We start from the raw sequence: 24,298 nt of genomic DNA on the forward strand, positions 1-24,298 counted from the left end.
TTAAGAGAGCGGATTTTTTAATCTGTGAAATTAATAAGATTATCCTTTTACTTTATTATTTACTTTTTCGGGTAATACTTCATAACCCATATTGTAAAGGGTAAACCCAAAAATATCTGCAAATTGATCAATAGTCTTGCTTACTGGTGTTCCTGCTCCATGACCAGCATTAGTTTCAATTCGTATTAAAGTTGGATTATCACCAGTTTGTTTAGCTTGTAATTCTGCTGCAAATTTAAATGAATGTGCAGGCACTACTCTATCATCATGATCACCAGTAGTCACCAAAGTTGCAGGGTATTGTACACCTTCTTTTACATTATGAACAGGCGAGTAGCCTTTTAAATAGTCAAACATTTCTTTATTGTCTTCTGCCGTTCCGTAATCATAGGCCCATCCTGCACCTGCCGTAAAGGTATGATAACGAAGCATATCTAAAACACCAACAGCGGGTAAGGCTACTTTCATAAGGTCAGGGCGTTGCGTCATCGTAGCACCAACTAAAAGTCCACCATTTGATCCACCACGAATGGCTAGATAATCACTAGAGGTATATTTTTTTGCTATTAAAAATTCTGCAGCAGCTATAAAATCATCAAATACATTTTGTTTTTGCATTTTTGTACCCGCATCATGCCATTTTTTGCCATACTCTCCACCACCTCTAATATTAGGTACTGCATAAATACCACCTTGCTCCATCCAAACTGCATTAACAATACTAAAAGATGGTGTGAGACTAATATTAAAACCGCCATAGGCATATAATATGGTGGGGTTTTTACCATTTAATTCGATTCCTTTTTTATGTGTGATAATCATCGGTATTTTTGTACCATCTTTTGAGGTATAAAATACCTGATTACTCTCATAATTATCTGGATTAAAATCTATTTTTGGTTTATTATAAAGTTCTGAAGTTCCGTTTGCGATATCATATTTATAAATACTGCCAGGTGTCTTATAATTTGTAAAAGAATAATACAGTTCTTTTTCTTCTTTTTTACTTCCGAAACCATTAGCACTACCTACACCTGGTAATTCGATTTCACGTATTAGTTTTCCATCATAATCATATTGCAATACTTTAGAAACCGCATCAACCATATATTCAGCAAAAAAGTATCCTCCACCGGTATTAGGACTTAATACATTTTCGGTTTCAGGGATAAAATCTTTCCAGTTTTCTGGAGTTGGATTAGCTGCATCTACCGTTACTATTTTTTGATTTGGAGCATTCAAATTAGTAACAATATATAATTTGGATCCTACATTTTCTATAATGTAACTATCACTATTTGGTTCATTTAAAATCGTAATTAGGGAACTGTTAGGTTTTGTAAGATCTTTAATAAATAACTTATTTCCAGAAGTAGAAACGCTGCCAGAGATAATTAAATATCGATCATCTTCGGTTACCGATCCCCCAACATATCTATGCTTTTCTTCTGGGGTACCTCCAAAAATGAGTTGATCTTCTTTTTGTGGGGTTCCCAATTTGTGATAATACAATTTATGTTGATCCGTTTTTGCCGAAAGCTCACTTCCTTTTGGTTTATCGTAACTAGAGTAGTAAAACCCTTCGTTTCCTTTCCAGGACATTCCAGAAAACTTTACATCGATTATGGTATCTTCTACAATTTCATTTGTCTCTACATTTTTGATAATAACTTTACGCCAGTCACTACCACCTTCGGAAATTGAATAGGCTAAAAGTTTTCCGTTTTTAGAAAAACTGGCTCCTGCCAGAGAGGTAGTTCCGTCTTTACTAAAGGTATTAGGGTCTAGAAAAACTTCGGGTTCGTCACCTTCGTTTTTGAAACGATAAATTACAAATTGGTTCTGAAGCCCATTATTTTTATAAAAGTAAGTATAGTCACCTTCCTTAAAAGGAGAACCTACTTTCTCATAATTCCAAAGATCAGAGAGACGTTTTTTTAAATCTTCTCTAAAAGGAATGTTTTCTAGATACCCAAAAGTAGTTTTGTTTTGAGCTGCTACCCATTTACCCGTTTCTTCACTTCTATCATCTTCTAACCAGCGATAAGGGTCTTTAACTTCAGTGCCAAAATACGTATCAACAGTATCTACTTTTTTAGTTTCAGAATAGTCTACTGCCATGCTTGTTTTTGAGTTTTGTTCTTTAGTTTCATTTTTGCATGCTACCGTTAAAACAATAATTGATAGCATAAACAGTCTGTTTTTCATAGTGTAATCCGTTAGAATTTTGACAAATCTATCAAAACGAGGGTTTTAAAATGCTAAAGAAACTATAAAAAAAGACTGCTCCTTATTATAATCCATGAAGAAAAATGGGTTTCTTCGGTATTACTTTGGGGTATAGTAGTACGTCGGATTACGATGTAAGAGCAGTCAGAATTTTCTGTAAGAAACAAAAAAAATTGGACTTAGAAAAGTGTTTTGTACTTGGTCCAATGTTTATATATCAAAAAAGTGTTTACAATAAAAACAAAAGCGCCAGGACCTATATTAGCAGGGTCCAATGTACCATGGAATAAAATGATATTCACAGATATAGGTGCCATAAGGATCAAGGCAAAGGGTACCGCTTTATTAGTTACTAATAAGAGTCCTACAATCACTTCGATAAGCCCTACTGTTTTTAAAATATAGCTATTTGCAAGTGCACCAAATAGTATTCCTGCTTCTGGATTTGCAAATTCAAAATCTGGAAGAAATCCTATAAATTTATTACTTCCAAAAACGATTAACATCACTCCTAATAATATTTTTAGTGCTAAAATTAATTTTTTCATTTTTTTGTTTTTTCTGGGATTAAATTACTGTATTAGAGACGAAAATGTTAAAAACCTTACAAATTTAGGTGAGGAATAAGATGAAAGAAATACCTTAGACCAAGGTTCTTAATGAAGGGGTTTATATATTTTATAAACACGTAAAATGCCTTTATAAACTAAAGACAAATATCTTTTAATCGACAAATTAATGAAACTCACACATCAAATAAAGTACATTTTCCTTGCATGTATATTTCCTATTTTTTCTATTGCTCAAGATTATTTTTACAAGGATAAACAACCATTTAATTCTGAAATCCCGTCTCCAGAATCTTTTCTTGGATATTCTATCGGTGAACAGCATACGCGACATGATCAAATAGTCGCCTATTTTATAAAACTTGCTGAGATTTCTGATAAGGCTTCGATAACCATTTATGGAAAAACACATGAGAACCGAAAACTTGTTATGCTTACTGTTTCTAGTGCTCAAAATATAAATAACCTTTCTTCTCTTAAAGAACAACATTTAACGTTTACAGATCCCAATAAAACTGCTACTAATTATAATGAAATACCAGTTTTTGTTCAGTTAGGTTATAATGTGCATGGTAATGAACCCTCTAGTGCAGAAGCAGCCATGTTAACGGCATATACGCTAATAGCTTCTACTAGTGAAGAAGTAACGCAGTATATCGAAAATGCTATTGTATTTATTGATCCTACAATTAATCCAGATGGTCGAGATAGGCATACACAGTGGGCAAATCAATTTAAAGGTAGCCCTTTGGTAAGTGATAATTATGATGCAGAACATAATGAAATGTGGCCTAGAGGTCGAACCAACCACTATTGGTTTGATCTTAATCGGGATTGGTTACTAGGGATTAATCCAGAAAGTAGAGGAAAACTAAAATGGTATCATGAATGGTATCCAAATGTAGTTACTGACTTTCATGAAATGGGAACAAACAGCACTTATTTTTTTGAACCCATGAAACCTATAGGTTCTCAAGATCCTATAATGCCCAAAGAAAATTATAAAGATTTAAATAATCTATTTGCTCCTTATTTTTCAAGTGCATTAGATAATATAGGGTCTTTTTATTTTACAAAAGAAGCTTTTGATGGCACATATCCGGGTTATGGATCTTCTTATCCTGATTTGCAAGGAGGCTTAGCATTGTTATTTGAGCAAGCGAGTTCTAGAGGACATTTACAAGATACAGATTATGGCACTATTTCATTTCCGTTTACAATTCGAAATCAATACATATCTAGTATTGCCACTATCAAAGCAGCGGTAGAGAATAGGGTGGTACTTCGTAAATATCAACAAGATTTTTTTAAATCGGCGGTAAGTACTACTCTAAAAAAAGGGGTTAATGCCTATGAGTTTGGTGATTTGTATGATCAAAACCGTAATAAGTCTTTTATTGATAAATTATTACTGCATAAAATTAAAGTATATAAGAATGGAAAACGATTTATAGTTCCTGTAAAACAGCCGCAACAACGAATGGTACAAACAATTTTTGAGACTTATACTAAATATCGCGATAGTGTGTTTTATGATGCTTCTGCATGGAGTTTGGCTAATTTTTATAATATGAAATATAAAGTAGTACCAGCTACTAATCTTAATGAACAAATTTCTACAACCGATGATCTAGTAAGTTTTGAAAAAACAGAAAAATCTAATTATGCTTACATTCTAGATTGGGACGATTATAACGCACCAGCAGCCTTGTATCATATGCAGTCACAAGGATTAAAAGTAGCTGCCGCGTTTAAACCTTTTAGTAGTATGACCTCTGTAGGAGAGAAAAACTTTAATTACGGTAGTATTCTTATTCCCGTAAGTAAACAAGAAAAAACTAGTGATGAGGTATATGCAATTATTAAAGAGACTCAGAACAAATTCAATGTTCCTGTTTATGCAACTAATTCTGGATTTAGTACTAATGGAATTGATTTAGGAAGCCGAAATTTTCAAAAATTAGATACTCCAAAAGCGGTATTACTTGTGGGCGATGGTGTTAGTTCTTATGAGGCAGGTGAGGTTTGGCATCTTTTAGATACTAGAGTGCATATGCCAATTACCAAGTTACAGATTAACGATTTTGATCGTTTGCCATTAGAAAAGTATACTACTATGGTAATGGTTTCAGGAGGGTATAAGCAATTAGACTCTCTTCGTCAGAAAAAGATAAAAAATTGGGTAGAGCAAGGAAATACGTTAGTGACCATATCCAGAGCCTCTAAATGGGCAATAGATAAAAAAATAGTAAAAGAAAACCTTACCAAAAAACCTAAGGATACTACAAAAAACAAAAAAGTAAAACGATTGCCGTATGTTGATGCCGGAGAAAACATAGGTCGTGAACGTTTAGGAGGTGCTATTTTTGAAGTAGATCTTGACATTACACATCCATTAGGTTTTGGATATCGCAATAGGTCATTACCAGTATATAAAAATAATGAAGTATTTGTGGTGCCCAGTGAGAATCCATATGCTACTGTAGCAAAGTATACAAATAATGCACACATAGATGGGTATATTTCTATCGACAATTACGAAAACTATTTGAAACCATCAGCGTCTTTAATTGTAAGTAAACTTGGGGGCGGGCGTGTAATTTTGTTTGCTGATAATCCAAATTTTAGGGGATCGTGGTACGGTACTAACCGTTTGTTTTTGAATGCATTATTTTTAGGTAATCATATTAACGTTCCTAAGGTTGAGAAATAAGTATCCAATAAATTAAAACCCTCGTTATTTAAAATAACGAGGGTTTTAATTTATATATAATTGGTGTAGATTAACCTATCAATTCGTTTTGAATAAGATACTCACCTATCTGTACGGCATTAGTCGCAGCACCTTTACGTAAATTATCTGATACTACCCACATGTTTAAGGCATTCTCTCTAGAGTGATCTCTACGAATTCTGCCTACAAAAACATCATTTTTACCTTCTGCATAAATAGGCATTGGATACGTATTGGTATCCGGATTATCTTGTACGGTTACTCCAGAGGTATCATTCAATAGCGTTCTTACATCGTTTTCAACAAATTCATTTTCAAATTCCAGATTCACGCTCTCACTATGCCCCCCAACAACAGGTATTCGTATTGCAGTAGCAGTAACAGCAATTGTGCGATCATCAAGAATTTTTTGTGTCTCGTTCACTAATTTCATCTCCTCTTTGGTATATCCATTTTCTTGAAAAACGTCACAATGCGGAATGGCATTACGGTGAATAGGATAAGGATACGCCATTTCTCCTTTTTCACCAGCATATTCGTTCTCTAACTGTTGCACTGCTTTCACGCCAGTACCTGTTATAGATTGATAAGTAGAAATAACCGCACGATTGATTTTATATTTATCGTGTAATGGTCCCAAAGCCATAACTAATTGTATTGTTGAACAATTAGGATTAGCAATAATTTTGTCTTCTTTGGTTAATGCTGTGGCATTAATTTCTGGTACAACTAATTTTTTTGTTGGATCCATTCTCCAGGCAGAAGAATTGTCAATAACAGTAATACCAGCTTCTGCAAATTTTGGAGCCCATTCTAAAGAAGTATCTCCTCCTGCAGAAAACAATGCTACATCAGGTTGCATCTCAATAGCGGTTGTTAATCCAACTACAGTATATTCTTTATCTTTATAAGAGATTTTTTTACCTATTGATCTCTCTGAGGCTACAGGGATTAATTCTGTTACAGGAAAATTTCTTTCCGCTAATACTTTTAACATTACGGTACCTACCAAACCAGTAGCACCAACAACAGCAACTTTCATATTCTACTTATTATATTTTAGTGTTTCTCTATTTTAGAAACTTTTATTTTTAAAGCCTACTTCATTTTTGATGATACAAAAATCGTATAAACTGTTTAAATTTCCTCAAATGTGCGGAATATTTCTAGTATGACAATTATTTTACATAAAAATATAGAAATTATCATGATTTGTTATATATAAAACAAATTGTAAAAAAATAACCGCCCAATCAAGGACGGTTTAGTTAGAATATGTAGTATAGCGGTAGCTATAGATAATTCTTGTATAACAATTACTGCTTTTTCAGAAGATCTCTTATTTCGGCAAGTAATTCTTCTTGTGTAGGACCAGCAGGAGGTGCAGGTGCAGCCTCTTCCTCTTTCTTTTTAGATTTTTCATATGCTTTAAGCACAATAAAAATAAATAATCCAACAATGATAAAGTTGATTATCGCTTGTATTAGATTACCATACGTCATTACAGCAGCTCCAGCCTCTTTAGCTGCGGCTAGGGTTTCATAGGCTTGTCCGTCTAATGAAATGAATTTTTGAGTAAAATCTGTTCCTCCTGTAATAACACCAACGATTGGCATAATGATATCGGCTACTGCCGAACCAACAATTTTGTTAAAGGCGCCACCAATTACAACAGCTGTGGCTAAGGCAACAATATCTCCTTTTAGTAAAAAAGATTTAAAATCCTTAAAAAATCCCATATTGATTATATTTAGATAATTAGTATAGTACTAATTTAACGAAAAAAAACAGCGTTTGTTAAAATTATCTTTATTAATACGCATTTCTTTTCGACAAAAATCAATTATCATCGATAACAATACGTTTTACGCGTTGCGCTATTGCGGTTAATAGCTCATAAGAAATGGTTCCTGATAACTCAGCGACTTTAGCAGCATCCGAATTGGCGTCAAAAATAGAGATTTCATCACCTTCTTCACAATCAATATTTGTAACATCAACCATAATCATATCCATACATACATTGCCAATGATAAAGGCCTGTTTGCCTTTGATCATTACAAATCCTTTTTTATTACCATATTGCCTACTTATACCATCTGCATGGCCAATCGGAATAGTGGCAGTTTTTGTAAAATCACTAGCCTTAAATGCTCTATTGTATCCGACTGAGTCTCCTGGTTCTAACTTATGAATTTGAGAAATTACTGACTTTAAAGAAGCTACGGGTTTGAGTTGAGCGTCATATTTAGCATCATTACCATAGCCATATAATCCAATACCTGCACGTACCATATCAAAATGGGCCTCGGGATAATTAAGTAATCCAGAAGTATTAGATTGATGCAGTAATGGTCTATATCCCAATCTCTCTATCATAATATCCGTTATTTTTCTAAAGAGGTTGATTTGATGCACCGTAAAATCTCTTTCAGAATGATCTTCACTTGCAGCTAAATGAGAAAGTATAGCTACTATTTTTATACTATCAGTTTTAGAGAGTTTGTCAATAATATGATCAATATCATTTTCACCAAACCCAATACGATTTAGTCCACTATTAAACTTTATATGAATAGGATATTCTTTTTGTTTATTTAAAGTCGCTACCTCAATAAATTTTGTCAACGTTCTAAGGCTATAAATACTTGGCTCTAAATCATATTTGATTAACTTTTCAAAGTTTACAGGCTGAGGATGCAGTACTAAAATGGGTGTTGTAATACCGGCTTCTCTTAGAGTAATTCCTTCAGAAACATACGCAACAGCAAAATAATCTACCCCTATTTTTTCTAAATGTGCAGCCATTATCGCCGCATCGCTACCATATCCAGATGCTTTTACAACAGCTAACATTTTTACGGTAGCATCGATCTTACTTTTTAAATAGGTATAATTGTGAGTAAGATGGCTAAGGTTGATTTCTAATACAGTTTCTTTTACACTACTACTCATTCGATTTCTTAGATATTTCCTTAGGGTCTTTAACGTCCATTTTGCTTACCTTTTCTTTTAGCATAGCTTTATAATATGCTCCCCGACTTAGAGGTTCGTACTCCTCGGTTTCACCTAGTAAGACTAAATCATCTTTTGTAGATTTGCGGTAGCTAAACTGTGCCAAGTTTCCTGTTCTTGTGCAAACGGCGTGTACTTTAGTAACATATTCTGCGGTAGCCATTAATGCTGGCATTGGTCCAAAAGGATTGCCTTTAAAATCCATATCCAAACCAGCAACAATTACTCTAATTCCTTGATTTGCTAAATCATTGCAAACAGCAACAATTTCATCATCAAAAAATTGAGCTTCATCTATTCCTATCACATCACACGTGTTTGCTAATATTCTAATATTTGCGGCTGCTGGTACTGGAGTTGATCTAATCTCATTTGAATCATGAGAAACCACCATTTCATCGTCATATCTTGTGTCGATTGCAGGTTTAAATATTTCAACTTTTTGTTTTGCAAATTTAGCGCGTTTTAACCTGCGAATTAATTCTTCGGTCTTGCCCGAAAACATAGAACCACAGATTACCTCTATCCAACCAAATTGCTCTTTATGATTTACTGTATTTTCGAGAAACATTTTGTATTTTTCAGCATCAATTAAAGAAATCCCTTCTCCTTAACATACCAGATGAATTTTAAAACCACCTAAAATGGTTATTGATTTACATCTTTTTTTGGTATTGCATTAAAGATGAGGTAAATTTATTAAAAAACAAATAGCAGTATTATAAACGAATAAGAAAGTTATGAAGAAGAAATTGGAAGCCGAGCTTATTAGTATTGCTCATAGAATATTACAACTTAAAGGTAGCGGGACATTACCCCAGTTGCAAGAAGAAGCGAGACAGGTCTATGAAAAATTAACTATTCTTAATTTTTCTGAGAGCCATTTTGCAGGTCCTCAGCCTACCATTGGGCAAGTTAGAGCCGCTATTGATCAAAGTGTTTTAGAAAAAGAAGTAAAGATTGAAAATAAAATTCAGGAAACTGAAGGAATAGAAATTTCAGAATTAGAACCGATTATAAAAGAGGAACCTGTTGTTGAAACGATAGTAGAGCCAGAATTACAAGAAGTAGAACAAATAATCGAAGAATCAAACGTCGAGCATAAACCGGAGTTAGTAATCGAAGAAATTAACGCTCGAGTTACAGAAGATCTTTTTGTACCCGCAATTGCTAAGGAAGATAAAGCAATAAATAATTTACATAGTACTGAAAATAGAGCCAATAAAGATCAAGAAGATTATAAAACGCATGCACGATCTACATTCGAGACCGAAACTCAAGATGAGAGGCCTAAATCACTTAATGAACAGCTTCGTAAAGATATCCATATTGGGTTAAATGACCGATTAGCGTTTATCAAGTATCTTTTTGAAGGTAGCGCTCCAGATTATAATCGTGTATTATCCCAACTTAATACATTAACAAATAAAAAGGAAGCTCAAGAGTTTATAATAAACATGGTGAAACCAGATTATAACCATTGGGAAAATAAAGAAGAATATGAAGAGCGCTTTATAACTACTGTGCTTAGTAAATTTGATGAGTAGATACGATAGTTTAAATGATAAAAAATAATCATACTCGAAATGTTTTGGATATGGTTTCCGACATATACTAAGAACGAATAATAAAACTATAATGAAAATTGTTTATTGGATTGCTACTGTTGCATTATGTGCTATAATGCTATATTCTGCTCAGATGTATTTTTTTAATACAGAAATGGTTAAAGGCTTTTTTGAAAGTTTTAATTATCCAACGTACATAGTAATTCCATTAGCAGTGGCAAAATTGTTAGGTATTGCAGCAATACTTACCAATAAAATAAAATGGGTTAAAGAATGGGCCTACGCAGGTTTCTTTTTTGATTTGGTATTAGCTAATTTAGCCCATGCTAATGCAGGACACCCTATTGGTTTCTCTGTATATGCAATAGTATTGTTGATTGTTTCTTATATAGCAGGAAAAAAAGTAAGACCTTAATGTCAAAATTATACCTCGTTCCAACACCTATTGGTAATCTAGAAGATATTACCTTTAGGGCACTTACAGTACTTAAAGAAGTGGATTTAATTCTTGCAGAAGATACACGTACAAGTGGAAAATTACTAAAGCATTTCGAAATTGCTACTCCTATGCAAAGTCATCATATGCATAACGAGCATAAGACTGTTGATCGAATAATTCAAAGATTAAAAAACGGAGAAACTATTGCTTTAATTAGCGATGCAGGTACACCCGCAATAAGTGATCCAGGGTTTTTATTAACAAGAGCCTGTGTTGAGCATAAAATTGAAGTAGATTGTTTACCAGGAGCAACAGCTTTTGTACCCGCATTAGTAAATAGCGGTTTGCCAAATGATAAGTTTGTTTTTGAAGGGTTTCTGCCTATAAAAAAAGGAAGACAAACACGATTAAAGATACTTGCAGAAGAAACAAGAACTATGATCTTTTATGAATCTCCTCATAAACTTATTAAAGCATTAACAAGTTTTGTAGAATATTTTGGCGCTGACCGACAGGTTTCTGTGTCAAGAGAATTAACCAAAATATACGAAGAAACGATACGTGGAACAGCACAAGAAGTACTAAATCATTTTGAAGCTAAACCCCCTAAAGGAGAGATTGTAATTATCGTAGAAGGAAACAAATAAATACATTTAAAACAAAATTTAATAGCACATATAATGACTATTACAGCATTTATAGAAAAACTTAGAACTACACCAAAAACCGTTTCATTTCAGGAAACCATGCAAGTGATTGAAGATCATTATGATTTTGAACCTACATTATTTACCAATGGAGAAATAACAAATAATACAGGTCAAAACTCGGGCTCTTGTAAGTTATTTGCTTTTGCAAAATTACAGCAACTTAATAGTGAAGAAACTTTGCATTGTTTTGGAAATTATTATACCGATGTTTTAAATACTCCAGCGGGTAATGATCACCAAAATATTCGCAATTTTATGAAAACAGGATGGAATGGGATTTCTTTTTCTAATGATCCTTTATTGCTAAAATAAAAACATCTATTTTTTTGATTGTTTGAACTTTTTGGTCATTTCTTTATGCCACAATCGCTGTTTTGGATTTGTCAAAGCTAGAGAAAAAGGACTGTAAATAGGCATTAGAATTTTTTCATGAGTAGTAGAGATTCCTAGGTTGATTTGCTTATCTAGATTTAGATCTGGCTTATAGATAGGCATTTTAGTACGCTTTTTTGATATTGAGTGATCTTTAAAAGGTTTAAATTCATGCTGTTTTGTAACTTTTTTCTGACTATAAGTACTTATAGATACAGAGAATATAAGCATAATAGTCATATATGTTAAGCCATGTACATTCATGATACTATTTTATAAATTAGATAGTTTATGTTGTAATACTAACTAAAGATAAATTCAAAAGTTGCAAAATCGTTGAAAAGTAAACCATTATTCACCATTTTAGGAATAAGTGCACTAGTTTTTTTATTATGGCAACTTCCTTATTTTGGTTTTATACAATATCCTTTTTTATTATTAGGTACTTGGTTTCATGAAATGGGCCATGGTTTAACTGCTGTATTGCTAGGAGGCAAATTTTATTATTTAGAGATTTATGAAAACGGAGGAGGAGTTGCATATTCTGATGTTTCGTTAAGTTATCTCAACACCAACTTGGCTAGGGCGATGACAGCAGCAGGTGGTTTACTTGGACCTGCAATTTCTGGAGCGATATTGATTACATCTGCAAAAAAGAAAGTTACTTCTAAAGTTACACTGTGGCTCTTAATTATTGTCATGGTAGTATCTTTACTTTTATGGATACAAGAACTATTAGCATTAGTAGTTTTAAGTGTTTTTGCAGCTATTTTATTTGGTATAGCTATACTAAAGATCAGAAGACTAGAAATTTTTACACTCCTTTTTTTAGGAACACAATGCGTATTAAGCACGTATTTGCAAATAGGGTATTTATTTACAAAACAATTTGAAAGAGATGGAAACATCCAATATTCAGATACACAAATGATCGCAGTACATCTATTTGGAACCTATTGGATGTGGGCAATATTAATATTGATACTTACTATTATTCTTGTTTATAAAAGTTATCGATATTATTTAAAAAAATAAAGTTGTTAGAAAACGTAGTTTTCTAACAACTTTTATCTTACTGAGAGCAAATTAATTAAGCCTCTGGATATAAAGTAACATAATCACCACTGGATACAGGTGGAGTAACCTCCATTTTATTTTTTTTAATAACAATCTCTACAGGTCTATCACTTTTTGCATCATTAGCAGTCAAGAAACAAAAAAAGTTAGACTTACATGTCCATGTTTTACGATCGTCTTTGTACCGTATCCACCAATAATCCTTTCCAGTTCTACCGATTCCTGTCCAATACCCAGCTTTTAAAGCAAATATTCGTTCGTTATTGTCAATCATGTCAAAACGTTCAATATCATATCGATCACTTTCATATCGGTGTATAAATTCTATTTCTGTAATTGGTGTTCCCCATTCATTTTTAATGTAAACATCACTCCATGAATTTGGAGGTCCTTTTTCGAACTCTAAGGTCTGGTTTTCTAACGCTTCACTATATGATAAGTTTTCATACTATTTGATTTTAAGTTTCTACTATGTATAAGTTTATAAAAATATCAATTGTCACAAGCACCAGCGATGTCACGAGAAATGGTTTCAGTTTCTATAAGTCGATTAATTATATTCGTCCCACGAACAGTAACTTCGATATAATCATCTTGTATATCGGTGATAACACCAGTAAAGTTGTTAAAAGCAAACTGCGTAGTTATTTCTTGTCCGGTTAGGGCTTCGCTATTTTCTTGATAAGTTCCTTTAATTCTAAAACGTTGTACATAAGGTATTCTCACATTTTCATAGGTTTGATAGATATCTGCTACCGTAATAGCTGTTTTGGGAGGTACTTGTTGGGTACGCTCAGTAGAGATTTGTGTAGATCGACTTTCTTCAAAGGCGCCAGATCTGGTGCTTGTATTGGTTCTTGATTTACTAAAAACGTAGCTGCCAGTAACTGAACTTTTAACAGAGCCTCCTGCACCAAAGAACTTAGTAGATACCTCAGCCTCGATAGTTACAGAAACCGAATACTCTTGGCTTGAGCTAACCGACATCGACTCTTCCCAACCTAGTATTTCTTTAGTTTCTAGAGATTCGGATCTGCCTACTGTTTGTTGTAGGTTGCCGCTACTACAGTTTCTTAAGGTACTGTTATATGCTTCTGAAGTTCTCGAAGGTGGCAGTATCGGTCGCATAAATTTTGATTCAATAGGTTGTATGTCCCAATCAATATCAAAAGATAAAATTCTGAAATAAGCAGGATCGACATTGTTATTTCTTGCGTTAAGACGATCTCCTAATAAGAAAAGAGGATTTCCTGTAAAAGTAGGAGTTATGGTATATAGACCAGTTTCAACTTTATCAATTTTGAACTTATAATTTGGAGGTATACCTGTATTATTGCCTCCATTTCTAATTAGATTTGCTTTACTCTGAATTCGTAGCTCCGAATTGGCAGGAACAATATATAAGTAATGTATATCATCCCCGTTATGCACAGCAATGGTAAATACTCCTTCCTCACCAGGTACTTGGACAAATCTATAGGTTGTAAATAATCCGGTGTTTTCTGAATTATAATCTAGATCAGCCAATTGGCTAATGATAATTGGAGTATTTAAAAGTACAGTATTTGTATATAAAGTAGAATTAGGTGCTCCATATATTTCATCACTATTTGCAGTAGCAAGTTGCATAAAATGTTTAACATCTTCTCGAATACTAACCTTGGCGTATAGATCTTCAAGTGCATCTGCAGTTATTTCTTGTGCTATTGGGCTAGAAGTAAACGAGAGTTTTGATATTTCAGAAGATGCTAATTCAGTATTGGTTTCATCAAAAATTTTGATGGTTAGTGCAACACCATTTTTGAGTTCAGTTTTTGCCTCATCAGACAGATTTTCATTTTTTAGAGATAAGTTGGCGGTATTATTGAATTGATCAAAAGGTATTTTTTGACTGTAATTACCTGTCGTTGCAGTAACTGTAATATCAGCGGTCGTTGGTTTGTATCCTTTTCTGGCAATAGTCCTAGCACTTATACTTATTCCTATTTCTCCTGCATCAGTTTCAAATTCTTTTAAATCGATACCTGGTAATTGCTCTATTTCTGGAATTGGTTGTTCTCCTATTTCTCCGTCATCATTACTACATCCCCATAATATTAATACTAAAAGGATGAGTGTTTTTAAAATAATTGTGTGAATTTTCATAATGTGTTTTTCTAGTTAATTTTTCCCCGCTGATTTACAGTTTTGATATTCGTGTATTAATGAATACTCCAAAATTGAGATTGCTACTTAATAAATAAAAGACTGTAAATACTGTAAAAATAAATCCGTGGAAAATCCTTGTTTGGCACGGGTAAATACGGGTTAATTAACTGATAGTTAGATATAAATGGTTTTTTTGATTAGTTTTAGAGTACTATAAACAGTAAAAAATAAAAACAATGGGGGATTTAATTTCAGAAGAAGAATTTGAAAATTGTACTACACGATGGTGCGAAGAAAATGTATTGAGTTTGGCACATCATTTTCATGGATTGCATAACACTCAGTATGAAAGAGTAACTCGCTTTGATATGAAAGGTGTCGAAGAATTCAGAACTATTGATAAAATAGATAAAATAAGAATTTGTTTAGCGCTTAAAAAAGTAAAGAAAAAAAACAGGAAGAAAGAAATTACATTTTGTCCTTACCTTCAAATCAATGAGGATAAAGGCTTAAGTTTTGAACTCACACCTACTACAGAAAGACCACCATTATTTCCAAAGTTGCCAGGCTCTAATCGTGTTCCAGAAATATTTAAACATATGGTTTGGAAAAATTGGGATCAGGTTGAGATGCATCATATTGATGATCTTTTTCATTGTACTGATAAAGAAAATCAAGAAAAAAACACTGATAAAGAATGTATAGTAAGAGTACGATCTTTTGAAATAACAGGAGCTGATATTATTAAGGCTATAAATGATAAAAAAGAAATAATTAATGAAATTATTCTGTATCCAGGAATTGATATGAATAAATTTAATACAAAAGAGATGATTTCTTTTACACCTGTGTTGGGAATTAAACCTAATCTTTTTGAGACTAGTGGTACCAATAAAATGGGTCTCATAGAGTCTAATGATGATGAAACTTTTATAGAATATAGTTTGCCATGTCCTCCCACTTGTTAGCGTAACTATTTAATTAGATATTAATGAATAAAGAACTTTTTTTCATAATAGGCAATATCTCTTCTCTTGTCATAATTGTGCCAATAGTATTTGCTATATTAAAATATAACAGATTAAATAAGGTACAAGTAAGCTTGGGTTATATTTTAATTTTGGTATTTATTGTGGAACTGATTACAAATATATTTTGGCACAAAAAAATTAATAATTTACCGATATTTCATTTTTATGCCATTTTTGAGTTTTTATTGATTGTCAATATCTATAAAAGTGCTTTGTCAGGGCTATTCTCAAAAGGAGTTTTTATTATTTTGGCAATTGGTTTTACGGCATTTGCAATTATCAACATGTTCTTTTTTCAGAATATTTTTGAATTTAACTCTAATGTCACAACGGTAATGGGAGTATTAGTCGTCTTTTTTGCATTAAGTTATTTTTATAAATTACTAAAGGAAGTACGGTATAGTGCATTAGAAACTAATCCTATGTTTTGGATAAATTCGGGCTTCTTGATTTATTTTTCGAGTAATTTAATACTCTTTTTTATTAATAATAACCTGTTTAAAGAAGCGTCAGAGGCAAGTTATATGGTTTGGGGACTTCATGCTATTGTTAATATCATATTAATACTGTTTTATACGATTGCCATATGGGTGAAACCGAAGGAACAATAACATTAAAGATAATAATCATTGGTATGGGAGTAATTTTTCTATTATCTCTATCCTTGATCGTATTCTTTGTTATATACCAACGCAGGTTATTGGCACAACAGAAAAAGCATCAAAAAATAGCATCAGATTATCAAAAAGAACTATTACAAACTTCTATTTTAAGTCAAGAAGAAGAACGCACTCGAATTGCAAAAGAATTACATGATGATGTTGGTGCTATGCTTACCACAACTAAACTATATTTTGGACAAATTATACCAGAATTACCTCCTGAAGAATTAAAAGAGATTACAGACAAAACAAAAGTCTTTTTGGATGATATGATTCGTAGTGTACGCAGTATATCCCAAGATTTAAGACCAGTAGTTTTAGAAAAATTGGGATTGATAGAAGCGATACAGAGTTTGATTCAAACGCTGAATGATTCAGGTAGAATTAAAGTATATTTTGATAATAATACAAATAATGTAATACCAAAATCAAAAGAACTAAACTTGTATAGAATTGTTCAGGAGTTGATTACAAATACTATTAAGCATGCCGAAGCTTCTGTTATCAAGATTATATTGAAAAATGAGGGAGACAGGTTGATTATTTTATATGAAGATGACGGAAAAGGGATAGACAAAGAAATGCTTTTGCATAAAAAAGGATTAGGACTTAAAAATATAGAAAGTAGATTATCTGTACTATCAGGAAGTATGAAATTCCTTAAAAATAATGAGGGAATAAAAGTTGAGATTAGATGTATGTAGCTATACATCGGAAGTTAATTACCACATAATTATGGATACTATAAAATTAGGATTAATTGATGATCATAATTTATTTCGCGAAGGAATAAAATCTTTATTACTTAAAATGTCTGGTATTTCATTAGTACTAGAAGCAGTAAGTGGGAGGGATTTTTTGACTAAATTAAGCAATACAGTTCCAGATGTTGTTCTTTTAGATTTAGAAATGGAAGATATAAATGGAGTAGAAGTCACACAAAAAATACAAGAACTATACCCAGATCTAAAAATTATTATCCTTACTATGCATAAAGAAGAAAGAATGATTTCTTATTTAATGGAGTTAGGAGCTAATGGATATTTATTAAAAGATACAAATCACCAAGAACTAGAAGAGGCTATACGATCTACGCACCAAAAAGGATTTTACTTTAACGCTTTGGTTTCTGAGGCATTATTAAAAGGTCTTAAGAATAAAGGAGCAAAACCTCAAATCATAGGTAAAAACTACCAGCTTACGAGTAGAGAGTTAGAGGTGTTAGAATTAATTACTATGGAATATACGACCACAGAAATAGCCGACAAACTTTTTCTGAGCGCTAGAACCATTGAAGGTCATCGTAAAAACCTAATCAGTAAATTAGGGGTGAAAAATACAGCTGGATTAATAATGAAAGCGGTTAGAGACAATATTATTTCGATTTAAAAGCAATCAATACGAATTAAAAAGACCTGTTAGTTTTCTCAAAACTAACAGGTCTTTTTAATTCGTATTGATAATATTGAAATATTAACTAGACATGTTTACCTTTTTCCCAACCATGTTTGCCTAGGTATTGTTCTCCAGATTCAATAGCACCTTCTTCTACCATGGTACCCATAGAATCATTCCATCTATTTAGGTATCCAAATAAAGAAATAACACCTAACATCTCTACGATTTCACCTTCGTCCCAGTATTTATATAATTCTGTTTTAATTGTGTCATCAACAGCATTGGGAATAACAGAAGCAGCAAGAGAAAAATCAAGAGCTGCGCGCTCTGCATCACTAAATGCTGAGTGAGTTTTATATTCCCAAATATTATCTAGTTGTTCCTGCTCTGCACCATAACGTTCTGCAGCTCTAATAGCATGAGCCTGACAATATCTACACCCTGTAGCATTACTGCTTACCCATGCAATCATACGTTTTAAAGCAGATGTAACTCTACCTTCATTAGCCATAACAGCTTTATTTAGATTTATAAACGCTTTAGAAATGGCTGGTCTTCGTTGCATTGTTAATACAGAATTTGGGCAAAAACCTAAAGTTTCATTAAAGAATTCTGCTAATTCTCTAGTTTCTGGATCGTGATCCGCAGATAATGGAGTTACTAATGGCATATGTATGTGTATTTTTGATTGTAAGTATAATTTTTATGGCTAGCAAAATACAAAACTAAAGTCAAATCAAGAGTGGTCAAGATGTTTTTTGTACTTTGGATTTTTAATATTGGAATATACTTTACGAATGAGATGGACACTAAAACCAAAGCCCGAAATAACAGCGGTAAATACTTTGGCAAAAGCACTAAATGTTGATACGATAATTGCCACACTTCTTGTACAAAGAGGCATTCAAACCTATGATGAAGCTAAAAAGTTTTTTAGACCATCACTAGATGAGTTACACAATCCTTTTTTGATGAAGGATATGGATAAGGCTGTTGTGCGAATAAAAAATGCTATTGAAAGTGGAGAAAACATAATGGTATATGGTGATTATGATGTAGACGGAACAACTTCTGTAGCGTTACTGTCGTCATATTTAAAAACATTATCACCACAAGTAACAACATATATTCCTGATCGATATAATGAAGGGTACGGTATTTCTTATACAGGAATTGATTATGCCCATGATAACGATATCTCTCTGATTGTTGCTTTAGATTGTGGTATTAAAGCTATTGAGAAGGTAGCTTATGCAACATCTAAAAATATTGATTTTATTATTTGTGATCATCATAGGCCTGGTGATAAAATTCCTGATGCCGTTGCAGTTTTAGATCCAAAACGTGAAGATTGCGAATATCCATATAAAGAATTATGTGGTTGTGGTGTAGGATTTAAATTGATTCAGGCGTTAGCCATAGATCAAAATCAAGAAATAGAAGATTTATTACCTTATTTGGACTTGGTTGCAACTGCTATTGGAGCGGATATTGTGCCTATAACTGGAGAAAATCGCATATTGGCATTTTATGGGTTGCAAGTTATTAATGCTGCACCAAGAGCTGGTTTTAAAGCAATGTTATCCGAGATAAAAAAAGAAAACTTAACCATTACAGATGTAGTATTTATAATTGCTCCTAGAATTAATGCGGCTGGAAGAATGAAACATGGATTACATGCCGTAACATTGCTTACAGAAGAAAACTATGAGATAGCATTACAGTATGCATCAGAGATAGAAGTATACAATAGTGATCGAAAAGATGCTGATAAGAGCATAACAAAAGAAGCATTAGCACAAATACTTCATCACAAAGAAGAGGATAGATATACTACAGTTGTTTATGACGAGAAATGGCATAAAGGAGTTATTGGTATTGTAGCATCTAGATTAACAGAGACCTATTATCGCCCCACCTTAGTATTTACTAAAAGTGGTGATAAGTTAGCCGCTTCGGCGAGATCTGTTAAAGGTTTTGATGTGTATAATGCACTTAATGAATGTACAGATTATATAGAGCAGTTCGGTGGACATAAATATGCAGCGGGTCTTACATTACTCGAAGAACAGTATGAGGCGTTTAAACAAAAATTTGAAGAGGTTGTTTCTTCAACCATTGATACAGCATTATTAACTCCTGAAATAGCAATAGATGCGGCAATAGAATTTGAACAGATAACCCCAAAGTTTTTTCGAATCTTAAAACAATTTGGACCTTTTGGACCTGGAAATATGACTCCCGTGTTTATGACAGAAGGTGTAAAAGATACAGGATATGGTAAATGTGTAGGCGAAGATGATAAGCATCTGAAATGTAAAATACAAAAGAATGGTATTGCTATTGGAACAATAGGTTTTGGTCTGGGAAATAAGCATAAGATAATAGCCAGTAAACAAGATTTTAAGGCAGCCTTCACGATTGATGAAAACGAATGGAATGGAGTTGTATCTCTTCAATTAAAGTTAAAGGATATCAGTGAGTAAATAAAACTAATATTTTATTTATATTTATTTAGACTGATTATAAATAATTTAGTATTTTTGAGTTTAAAATAGAACTCATGATGAATGCTATTGACAAAATTTTTAGTAATCAGCTTGGAATTTCTTTTTTCTGGAAGAAAGAAGAGGTTAGTATAACACCCCGCATACAATTAGTATTTAAGGATATTGGATTCTTATTAAGTGTTAATGAGTTAAAGGATTTTTCTAATGCTTGTACTATTGCATTACAAACCCAATGCGCTGCATGTAAAACCCCCACATGTAGGTCTTTATTGTTAAAAACTCCTTCAGATAAGATTGATCTAGCAGTAAATAAAGAAGAACTTGATCAAATAAAAGAGCTTATTAACGAAACTATTTTTCGTGTAGAACTTAAAAACTGGATGCGCAACTTGTGTCTTAACTAAAAGAATTATTTTCTTATGAAGTCCATTATCTTATAAGAGATTTCTTCAGCTTTTGTTTCTTGAATAAAGTGTTTTTCGTCTACGATATGAATGTCTTCATTCTTTACATTTAAAGCATTAGCAGCACGTGTTTGCTGTGGCGGCCATTGTAACATAGTATCGTGAATTCCCCAGATTACAGAAACCGGTACAGTAACGTTTTCAAAGACATCAGAATAATCAGGTAGTTCATTACAGGTTTGACTAAAAAAGTAATACATAGCTTTAGTCTTTCCTTCTAACAATGGTGTTTTATAACCTTCGACATCTATTGAGTTTAGTGTATTTTCTTTAAGACCTTGTTTAAATAGGCTTTTTAATAAAGTATTTGTAGAAACTCCATTTCTATAGGCCCACATAGCGGTTTTTGCCATGCCTCCTGGTTTCATTCGAACAGGAGGATAAAATCCTTCTTCATAAATAATAGTATTTAGAACAATGAGTTTTTCTATTTTATCAGGAGCTTTTCTCATTAACTCCCAAGTCCATAAACCACCAGCATCATGCATAACATGAGACCATTTTTCTATACCCAAAGATGCCATAAGCTCTAATAAACGTTTGGCATGATTTTCTGCATTATAAAGCTCAAAACCATCCGGAGAATCGCTAGAACCATACCCTAGCATGTCAGGAATTATGACACGATAACCACTGTCTACAAGGGGTTTTATCATTTTACGATATAACCAGCCAGAGGTTGGAACGCCATGAAGAAGGACAATTACAGGTCCTTTTCCTTGGTCTACATATTTTATAAGTCCATCATCTGTAGGGAATAACCTTTGATCTGCCCTAAAATCTTCATAAGTAATCTGATTTTTTCTGATTTTGGTATTTTCGTATGGTTTACATGAAAATAGTAATACACCTGTAAGGATTAGTACAAAAAACTTCTGCATGGTAATGATGATTTATAAGTGGGCAATTTACTTAAAATCATTTTTGTATGCTATAAGGTTTTGAAATTTAATAAAAAGACAATCGCGTATCGAATGTTTTTAAAGCAATGGCTTAACATAATACTACTTGGACAGCAATTTTTATTAACTTCTTTGTTTTTCACATCTCTTGATTGTTAACTTGACAACCATACTCAAACATTGCATCCTGATTTATTGAAAAGTAAAACTTCTACTTGGTCCATTAAAGTTTCCAGTTCGAGAACTATATATCAATTGGTACCAATCGCTTACCTTCAAAATATTAGTCTGGTTTTTAATTACTTTTTGAATATAATCATCATAAGTAAGGATAGACTGATATGATATTAATTCTACTTTTTCTACTGTTAGGGTGCCATTTGTTTGTGCTGTTGCTACTGGATGTATAATACTATCTGGAAGTTCTGGGATAATGATTTTATCATTGTCTTTACTATTAAATGTTATATACCAACTAAATGTTGAACCATCAATATCGATACATTGCGCTCTACCCACGACATGATCATTGCCTTGTACTGATAAGTCGATTTGATTGTTTGAAAATGTGTAGTCGAACGTCACATTCGGAATTTGATAATTGCTCAGGGGAGCTCCTTTACGTTCAGTAAAATAATTGCCAAATCTAAAAGTATGTATATAGGAGCTGAATGAGTTATTCAAGTAATACTGCATAGGGCTATCTACAACACTTCCTCTATTAAAATGGTAGATTTGATTATAATTACTAAAATCATTTTCTTCTTGTGACATTGTGCCATAAACACCTAAATATGAAGAAGTATTTGAGAATGTATTTGTAGAGTTTACTACAAGTTCATGAGATTCAAGATTAGTATCACTGAAATTTGCTTTATCCAGTATGTAATCTTCTCTTATCGGCTTGTCAATAACAAGGTATTGGTATGAATTTGGTTCATATACATAAAATGAATTAAACTGATTGGTATTTTGAGGTGTCGTATACGTGGATAGATTTAAGTAATTTTCAGTAGTATTCAAAAAACTGGTATACCCAGATTCTGCATCTTTCAATGATCTTAAAGACCCTTGCGCTTTGCCACCTTGTCCTATCAAAATATCATTAGAGAGGAAATTAACTGTTGGTATTTGAACGCTGAAACCATTTTCAGCACTTGGTCGAATAGGTTCGGCTAAATTAAGTATTTTAGGGTTGTTTCTAGTCAGGTTTTGATGTGTAGAGATTCCTGTAGCATTGCCATTATCTTGTAAATAAAATGACAACATGAATTCTGTAGTGGCATCAAATTCTTCAGGAGTATTTAAAATAATTTGTCGATCGTCTCTTAAAATTTCTTTAGAGACTACTAGTGAACCATCCATGCGAGAAATAAAAACAACAGGAAAAATAATAGCCGGACTTAATCTGTTCTCTGGAATATTGATAGTAATAAGTCTTCGATAGATATTTACAGGTATTTCTAAAGTGGTTGTATTTCCTAAAGTATCAATCGCTATAATTGTAAATACTCCTTCTCCAACTCCAAAAGTTTCAGGATCAAATTTGTAATTTATCTCGGCGCTTATATCTGTTACAATTAATGACTCATCATTAAACTTAATTTCAACAGAGGTAATGTCAGAGTATAGATCTGTAATCTCAGGGTTTAAGGTAAGAGATTGATCAATTATCATTTCATTGGTAATACTTTCAAGATTAATTTCTGGTCCACTATTATCGGATATAAAATTCACTTCAAAAAATGCTTTGTTTTCGGCAAGATCAATTGCTTCAATCTTTAGCTTATTTTCTCCATCTGATAAGGTTGATGTATCCAAGTTTACCTCAAATTCGGTTTCCTCAGTAATTTCTGTTATTAAATTATCATTGACATATATATTGACCCTTGCAATGCCTTCATTATCCAATGCTTTAAACGTAATTGCATTCGTATTTCCACCAAGAATTGTTTCTTCTTGCAACGAAACTTCACTTATCATAGGTATTTCATTATCAATATTTATAAGTTGTTCTTTTGAGGAAACATTTCCAGCTTTATCAGTTGCCGAAACTTTTAAAGTATAATCTTTAAATTTTCCAGTTAAGCTTTTAGAAGAATACCCAGAAATATCTATTGTAATTAGAAATGGTGGAGTGGTGTCTTCACTTATCTTTTGATTGTCTATAAAAGCCTCAATCTTATCAATACCATTAGCATCCTCAGCGTCTATTTTTATTTCAAGTTGTTGACTTACAACAATCGCAGTTTCTTCACTAGTATTTGGGAAACCAGTAAAAGAAATCTCTATACTTGGAGGGGTTATGTCTGATTCTAGAGGGTTAGTGTCTTCACTATCACAGGAATAAGTGAGCAAAATAATTGTAAGTAAAAATACAAAAGTGTTTGAGTAGTTGGTCATGATTAGTGTCTTAAATAGAAGTTGTTTAATATATGTGTAATGATTAGACAAAATGTTACCCAAGATG

24 protein-coding genes are annotated in these 24,298 nt (G+C 32.7%); 12 read left to right on the forward strand and 12 right to left on the reverse strand.

The window, feature by feature from the left end:
* Window positions 1-39: 39 nt before the first annotated feature.
* Both D1816_RS17085 and D1816_RS17090 read right to left on the reverse strand, forming a co-directional pair.
* Complete coding sequence (locus tag D1816_RS17085) at window positions 40-2,190, reverse strand: prolyl oligopeptidase family protein (RefSeq protein WP_369886500.1); 2,151 nt, start codon at window positions 2,188-2,190, stop codon at window positions 40-42.
* Between the two features lie 218 nt (window positions 2,191-2,408).
* Entirely contained in the window at window positions 2,409-2,777 is a 369-nt protein-coding gene (locus D1816_RS17090) for a DoxX family membrane protein (RefSeq protein ID WP_118504413.1), read from the reverse strand.
* Window positions 2,778-2,967: 190 nt separating this feature from the next.
* On the opposite strand from D1816_RS17090, the gene D1816_RS17095 reads away from it, so the two are divergent.
* Window positions 2,968-5,511 (forward strand): M14 family zinc carboxypeptidase, encoded by a 2,544-nt coding sequence (locus D1816_RS17095; RefSeq protein ID WP_118504415.1) that lies wholly within the window; start codon window positions 2,968-2,970, stop codon window positions 5,509-5,511.
* Between the two features lie 70 nt (window positions 5,512-5,581).
* Here D1816_RS17095 and D1816_RS17100 read toward each other — a convergent pair whose 3' ends face one another.
* The 4 genes from D1816_RS17100 to D1816_RS17115 form a co-directional block, all read right to left on the reverse strand.
* Window positions 5,582-6,574 carry an aspartate-semialdehyde dehydrogenase gene (locus D1816_RS17100; RefSeq protein ID WP_066315378.1) on the reverse strand — a complete coding sequence of 331 codons (993 nt, stop codon included), beginning with the start codon at window positions 6,572-6,574 and terminating at the stop codon, window positions 5,582-5,584.
* A 274-nt stretch (window positions 6,575-6,848) separates the two neighbouring features.
* Window positions 6,849-7,271, reverse strand: coding sequence for a large conductance mechanosensitive channel protein MscL (gene mscL, locus D1816_RS17105; protein ID WP_066315381.1), 423 nt, complete (start codon window positions 7,269-7,271; stop codon window positions 6,849-6,851).
* Between the two features lie 100 nt (window positions 7,272-7,371).
* The gene (alr, locus tag D1816_RS17110) at window positions 7,372-8,487 is read right to left on the reverse strand and encodes an alanine racemase (RefSeq protein ID WP_118504417.1); all 1,116 of its coding nucleotides are present in this window, start codon (window positions 8,485-8,487) and stop codon (window positions 7,372-7,374) included.
* Window positions 8,480-9,118 (reverse strand): thymidine kinase, encoded by a 639-nt coding sequence (locus D1816_RS17115; protein ID WP_066315387.1) that lies wholly within the window; start codon window positions 9,116-9,118, stop codon window positions 8,480-8,482. The genes alr and D1816_RS17115 overlap by 8 nt, the downstream gene beginning before the upstream one ends.
* Before the next feature lie 169 nt (window positions 9,119-9,287).
* Here D1816_RS17115 and D1816_RS17120 point away from each other — a divergent pair, with 169 nt between their 5' ends.
* The 4 genes from D1816_RS17120 to D1816_RS17135 all read left to right on the forward strand — a co-directional run bounded on the left by D1816_RS17120 (window position 9,288) and on the right by D1816_RS17135 (window position 11,576).
* Window positions 9,288-10,094: a hypothetical protein gene (locus D1816_RS17120; RefSeq protein WP_118504419.1), complete on the forward strand. Its 807-nt coding sequence runs from the start codon at window positions 9,288-9,290 to the stop codon at window positions 10,092-10,094.
* A 91-nt stretch (window positions 10,095-10,185) separates the two neighbouring features.
* Window positions 10,186-10,530: a DoxX family protein gene (locus D1816_RS17125; protein WP_118504421.1), complete on the forward strand. Its 345-nt coding sequence runs from the start codon at window positions 10,186-10,188 to the stop codon at window positions 10,528-10,530.
* Window positions 10,530-11,201, forward strand: coding sequence for a 16S rRNA (cytidine(1402)-2'-O)-methyltransferase (rsmI, locus tag D1816_RS17130; protein WP_118504424.1), 672 nt, complete (start codon window positions 10,530-10,532; stop codon window positions 11,199-11,201). The genes D1816_RS17125 and rsmI overlap by 1 nt, the downstream gene beginning before the upstream one ends.
* A 33-nt stretch (window positions 11,202-11,234) precedes the next feature.
* The gene (locus tag D1816_RS17135; RefSeq protein ID WP_118504426.1) at window positions 11,235-11,576 is read left to right on the forward strand and encodes a HopJ type III effector protein; all 342 of its coding nucleotides are present in this window, start codon (window positions 11,235-11,237) and stop codon (window positions 11,574-11,576) included.
* Between the two features lie 6 nt (window positions 11,577-11,582).
* On the opposite strand, the gene D1816_RS17140 is transcribed toward D1816_RS17135, so the two are convergent.
* Window positions 11,583-11,900, reverse strand: coding sequence for a hypothetical protein (locus D1816_RS17140; RefSeq protein ID WP_066315398.1), 318 nt, complete (start codon window positions 11,898-11,900; stop codon window positions 11,583-11,585).
* 72 nt (window positions 11,901-11,972) lie between these two features.
* On the opposite strand from D1816_RS17140, the gene D1816_RS17145 reads away from it, so the two are divergent.
* Window positions 11,973-12,671, forward strand: coding sequence for a M50 family metallopeptidase (locus D1816_RS17145; RefSeq protein WP_066315404.1), 699 nt, complete (start codon window positions 11,973-11,975; stop codon window positions 12,669-12,671).
* Window positions 12,672-12,726: 55 nt separating this feature from the next.
* Here D1816_RS17145 and D1816_RS17150 read toward each other — a convergent pair whose 3' ends face one another.
* Together D1816_RS17150 and D1816_RS17155 are read right to left on the reverse strand one after the other, a co-directional pair.
* Window positions 12,727-13,074 (reverse strand): hypothetical protein, encoded by a 348-nt coding sequence (locus D1816_RS17150; RefSeq protein ID WP_158597696.1) that lies wholly within the window; start codon window positions 13,072-13,074, stop codon window positions 12,727-12,729.
* A 131-nt stretch (window positions 13,075-13,205) separates the two neighbouring features.
* Window positions 13,206-14,858 (reverse strand): hypothetical protein, encoded by a 1,653-nt coding sequence (locus D1816_RS17155; RefSeq protein WP_066315410.1) that lies wholly within the window; start codon window positions 14,856-14,858, stop codon window positions 13,206-13,208.
* Between the two features lie 239 nt (window positions 14,859-15,097).
* On the opposite strand from D1816_RS17155, the gene D1816_RS17160 reads away from it, so the two are divergent.
* Genes D1816_RS17160 through D1816_RS17175 form a run of 4 tightly spaced genes read left to right on the forward strand, consistent with a single transcriptional unit; the run spans window position 15,098 to window position 17,943 of the window.
* On the forward strand, window positions 15,098-15,829 hold the full coding sequence (locus D1816_RS17160) for a hypothetical protein (protein WP_118504430.1): 732 nt from the start codon (window positions 15,098-15,100) through the stop codon (window positions 15,827-15,829).
* A gap of 23 nt (window positions 15,830-15,852) precedes the next feature.
* Window positions 15,853-16,503, forward strand: a complete 651-nt coding sequence (locus tag D1816_RS17165; protein ID WP_066315415.1) for a hypothetical protein — start codon at window positions 15,853-15,855, stop codon at window positions 16,501-16,503.
* Complete coding sequence (locus D1816_RS17170; RefSeq protein ID WP_118504432.1) at window positions 16,479-17,258, forward strand: sensor histidine kinase; 780 nt, start codon at window positions 16,479-16,481, stop codon at window positions 17,256-17,258. Before D1816_RS17165 ends, D1816_RS17170 begins: the two co-directional genes overlap by 25 nt.
* A 31-nt stretch (window positions 17,259-17,289) precedes the next feature.
* The gene (locus D1816_RS17175; RefSeq protein ID WP_118504434.1) at window positions 17,290-17,943 is read left to right on the forward strand and encodes a response regulator transcription factor; all 654 of its coding nucleotides are present in this window, start codon (window positions 17,290-17,292) and stop codon (window positions 17,941-17,943) included.
* 88 nt (window positions 17,944-18,031) lie between these two features.
* On the opposite strand, the gene D1816_RS17180 is transcribed toward D1816_RS17175, so the two are convergent.
* Window positions 18,032-18,622, reverse strand: a complete 591-nt coding sequence (locus D1816_RS17180) for a carboxymuconolactone decarboxylase family protein (RefSeq protein WP_118504436.1) — start codon at window positions 18,620-18,622, stop codon at window positions 18,032-18,034.
* A 127-nt stretch (window positions 18,623-18,749) separates the two neighbouring features.
* Between D1816_RS17180 and recJ the strand changes: the two genes are divergently transcribed.
* Together recJ and D1816_RS17190 are read left to right on the forward strand one after the other, a co-directional pair.
* Entirely contained in the window at window positions 18,750-20,438 is a 1,689-nt protein-coding gene (gene recJ / locus D1816_RS17185) for a single-stranded-DNA-specific exonuclease RecJ (protein ID WP_118504438.1), read from the forward strand.
* A gap of 77 nt (window positions 20,439-20,515) precedes the next feature.
* Window positions 20,516-20,866, forward strand: coding sequence for a hypothetical protein (locus tag D1816_RS17190; RefSeq protein ID WP_147405014.1), 351 nt, complete (start codon window positions 20,516-20,518; stop codon window positions 20,864-20,866).
* A 5-nt stretch (window positions 20,867-20,871) separates the two neighbouring features.
* On the opposite strand, the gene D1816_RS17195 is transcribed toward D1816_RS17190, so the two are convergent.
* Both D1816_RS17195 and D1816_RS17200 read right to left on the reverse strand, forming a co-directional pair.
* Window positions 20,872-21,807 carry an alpha/beta fold hydrolase gene (locus D1816_RS17195; protein WP_118504442.1) on the reverse strand — a complete coding sequence of 312 codons (936 nt, stop codon included), beginning with the start codon at window positions 21,805-21,807 and terminating at the stop codon, window positions 20,872-20,874.
* A gap of 213 nt (window positions 21,808-22,020) precedes the next feature.
* Entirely contained in the window at window positions 22,021-24,231 is a 2,211-nt protein-coding gene (locus tag D1816_RS17200) for an Ig-like domain-containing protein (RefSeq protein ID WP_118504444.1), read from the reverse strand.
* Window positions 24,232-24,298: the final 67 nt, after the last annotated feature.

It is taken from the genome of Aquimarina sp. AD10, from assembly GCF_003443715.1.
Taxonomy (GTDB): domain Bacteria; phylum Bacteroidota; class Bacteroidia; order Flavobacteriales; family Flavobacteriaceae; genus Aquimarina; species Aquimarina aggregata.

Coding starts and splice junctions, on each gene's coding strand:
- D1816_RS17175 (WP_118504434.1), top strand. CDS start 17,290: ATGGATACTATAAAATTAGGATTAATTGATGATCATAATTTATTTCGC.
- mscL (WP_066315381.1), bottom strand. CDS start 7,271: ATGGGATTTTTTAAGGATTTTAAATCTTTTTTACTAAAAGGAGATATT.
- D1816_RS17095 (WP_118504415.1), top strand. CDS start 2,968: ATGAAACTCACACATCAAATAAAGTACATTTTCCTTGCATGTATATTT.
- D1816_RS17115 (WP_066315387.1), bottom strand. CDS start 9,118: ATGTTTCTCGAAAATACAGTAAATCATAAAGAGCAATTTGGTTGGATA.
- D1816_RS17155 (WP_066315410.1), bottom strand. CDS start 14,858: ATGAAAATTCACACAATTATTTTAAAAACACTCATCCTTTTAGTATTA.
- D1816_RS17180 (WP_118504436.1), bottom strand. CDS start 18,622: ATGCCATTAGTAACTCCATTATCTGCGGATCACGATCCAGAAACTAGA.
- D1816_RS17170 (WP_118504432.1), top strand. CDS start 16,479: ATGGGTGAAACCGAAGGAACAATAACATTAAAGATAATAATCATTGGT.
- alr (WP_118504417.1), bottom strand. CDS start 8,487: ATGAGTAGTAGTGTAAAAGAAACTGTATTAGAAATCAACCTTAGCCAT.
- D1816_RS17125 (WP_118504421.1), top strand. CDS start 10,186: ATGAAAATTGTTTATTGGATTGCTACTGTTGCATTATGTGCTATAATG.
- D1816_RS17200 (WP_118504444.1), bottom strand. CDS start 24,231: ATGACCAACTACTCAAACACTTTTGTATTTTTACTTACAATTATTTTG.
- D1816_RS17135 (WP_118504426.1), top strand. CDS start 11,235: ATGACTATTACAGCATTTATAGAAAAACTTAGAACTACACCAAAAACC.
- D1816_RS17160 (WP_118504430.1), top strand. CDS start 15,098: ATGGGGGATTTAATTTCAGAAGAAGAATTTGAAAATTGTACTACACGA.
- D1816_RS17165 (WP_066315415.1), top strand. CDS start 15,853: ATGAATAAAGAACTTTTTTTCATAATAGGCAATATCTCTTCTCTTGTC.
- D1816_RS17100 (WP_066315378.1), bottom strand. CDS start 6,574: ATGAAAGTTGCTGTTGTTGGTGCTACTGGTTTGGTAGGTACCGTAATG.
- D1816_RS17120 (WP_118504419.1), top strand. CDS start 9,288: ATGAAGAAGAAATTGGAAGCCGAGCTTATTAGTATTGCTCATAGAATA.
- recJ (WP_118504438.1), top strand. CDS start 18,750: ATGAGATGGACACTAAAACCAAAGCCCGAAATAACAGCGGTAAATACT.
- D1816_RS17190 (WP_147405014.1), top strand. CDS start 20,516: ATGATGAATGCTATTGACAAAATTTTTAGTAATCAGCTTGGAATTTCT.
- D1816_RS17195 (WP_118504442.1), bottom strand. CDS start 21,807: ATGCAGAAGTTTTTTGTACTAATCCTTACAGGTGTATTACTATTTTCA.
- D1816_RS17090 (WP_118504413.1), bottom strand. CDS start 2,777: ATGAAAAAATTAATTTTAGCACTAAAAATATTATTAGGAGTGATGTTA.
- D1816_RS17085 (WP_369886500.1), bottom strand. CDS start 2,190: ATGCTATCAATTATTGTTTTAACGGTAGCATGCAAAAATGAAACTAAA.
- D1816_RS17140 (WP_066315398.1), bottom strand. CDS start 11,900: ATGAATGTACATGGCTTAACATATATGACTATTATGCTTATATTCTCT.
- rsmI (WP_118504424.1), top strand. CDS start 10,530: ATGTCAAAATTATACCTCGTTCCAACACCTATTGGTAATCTAGAAGAT.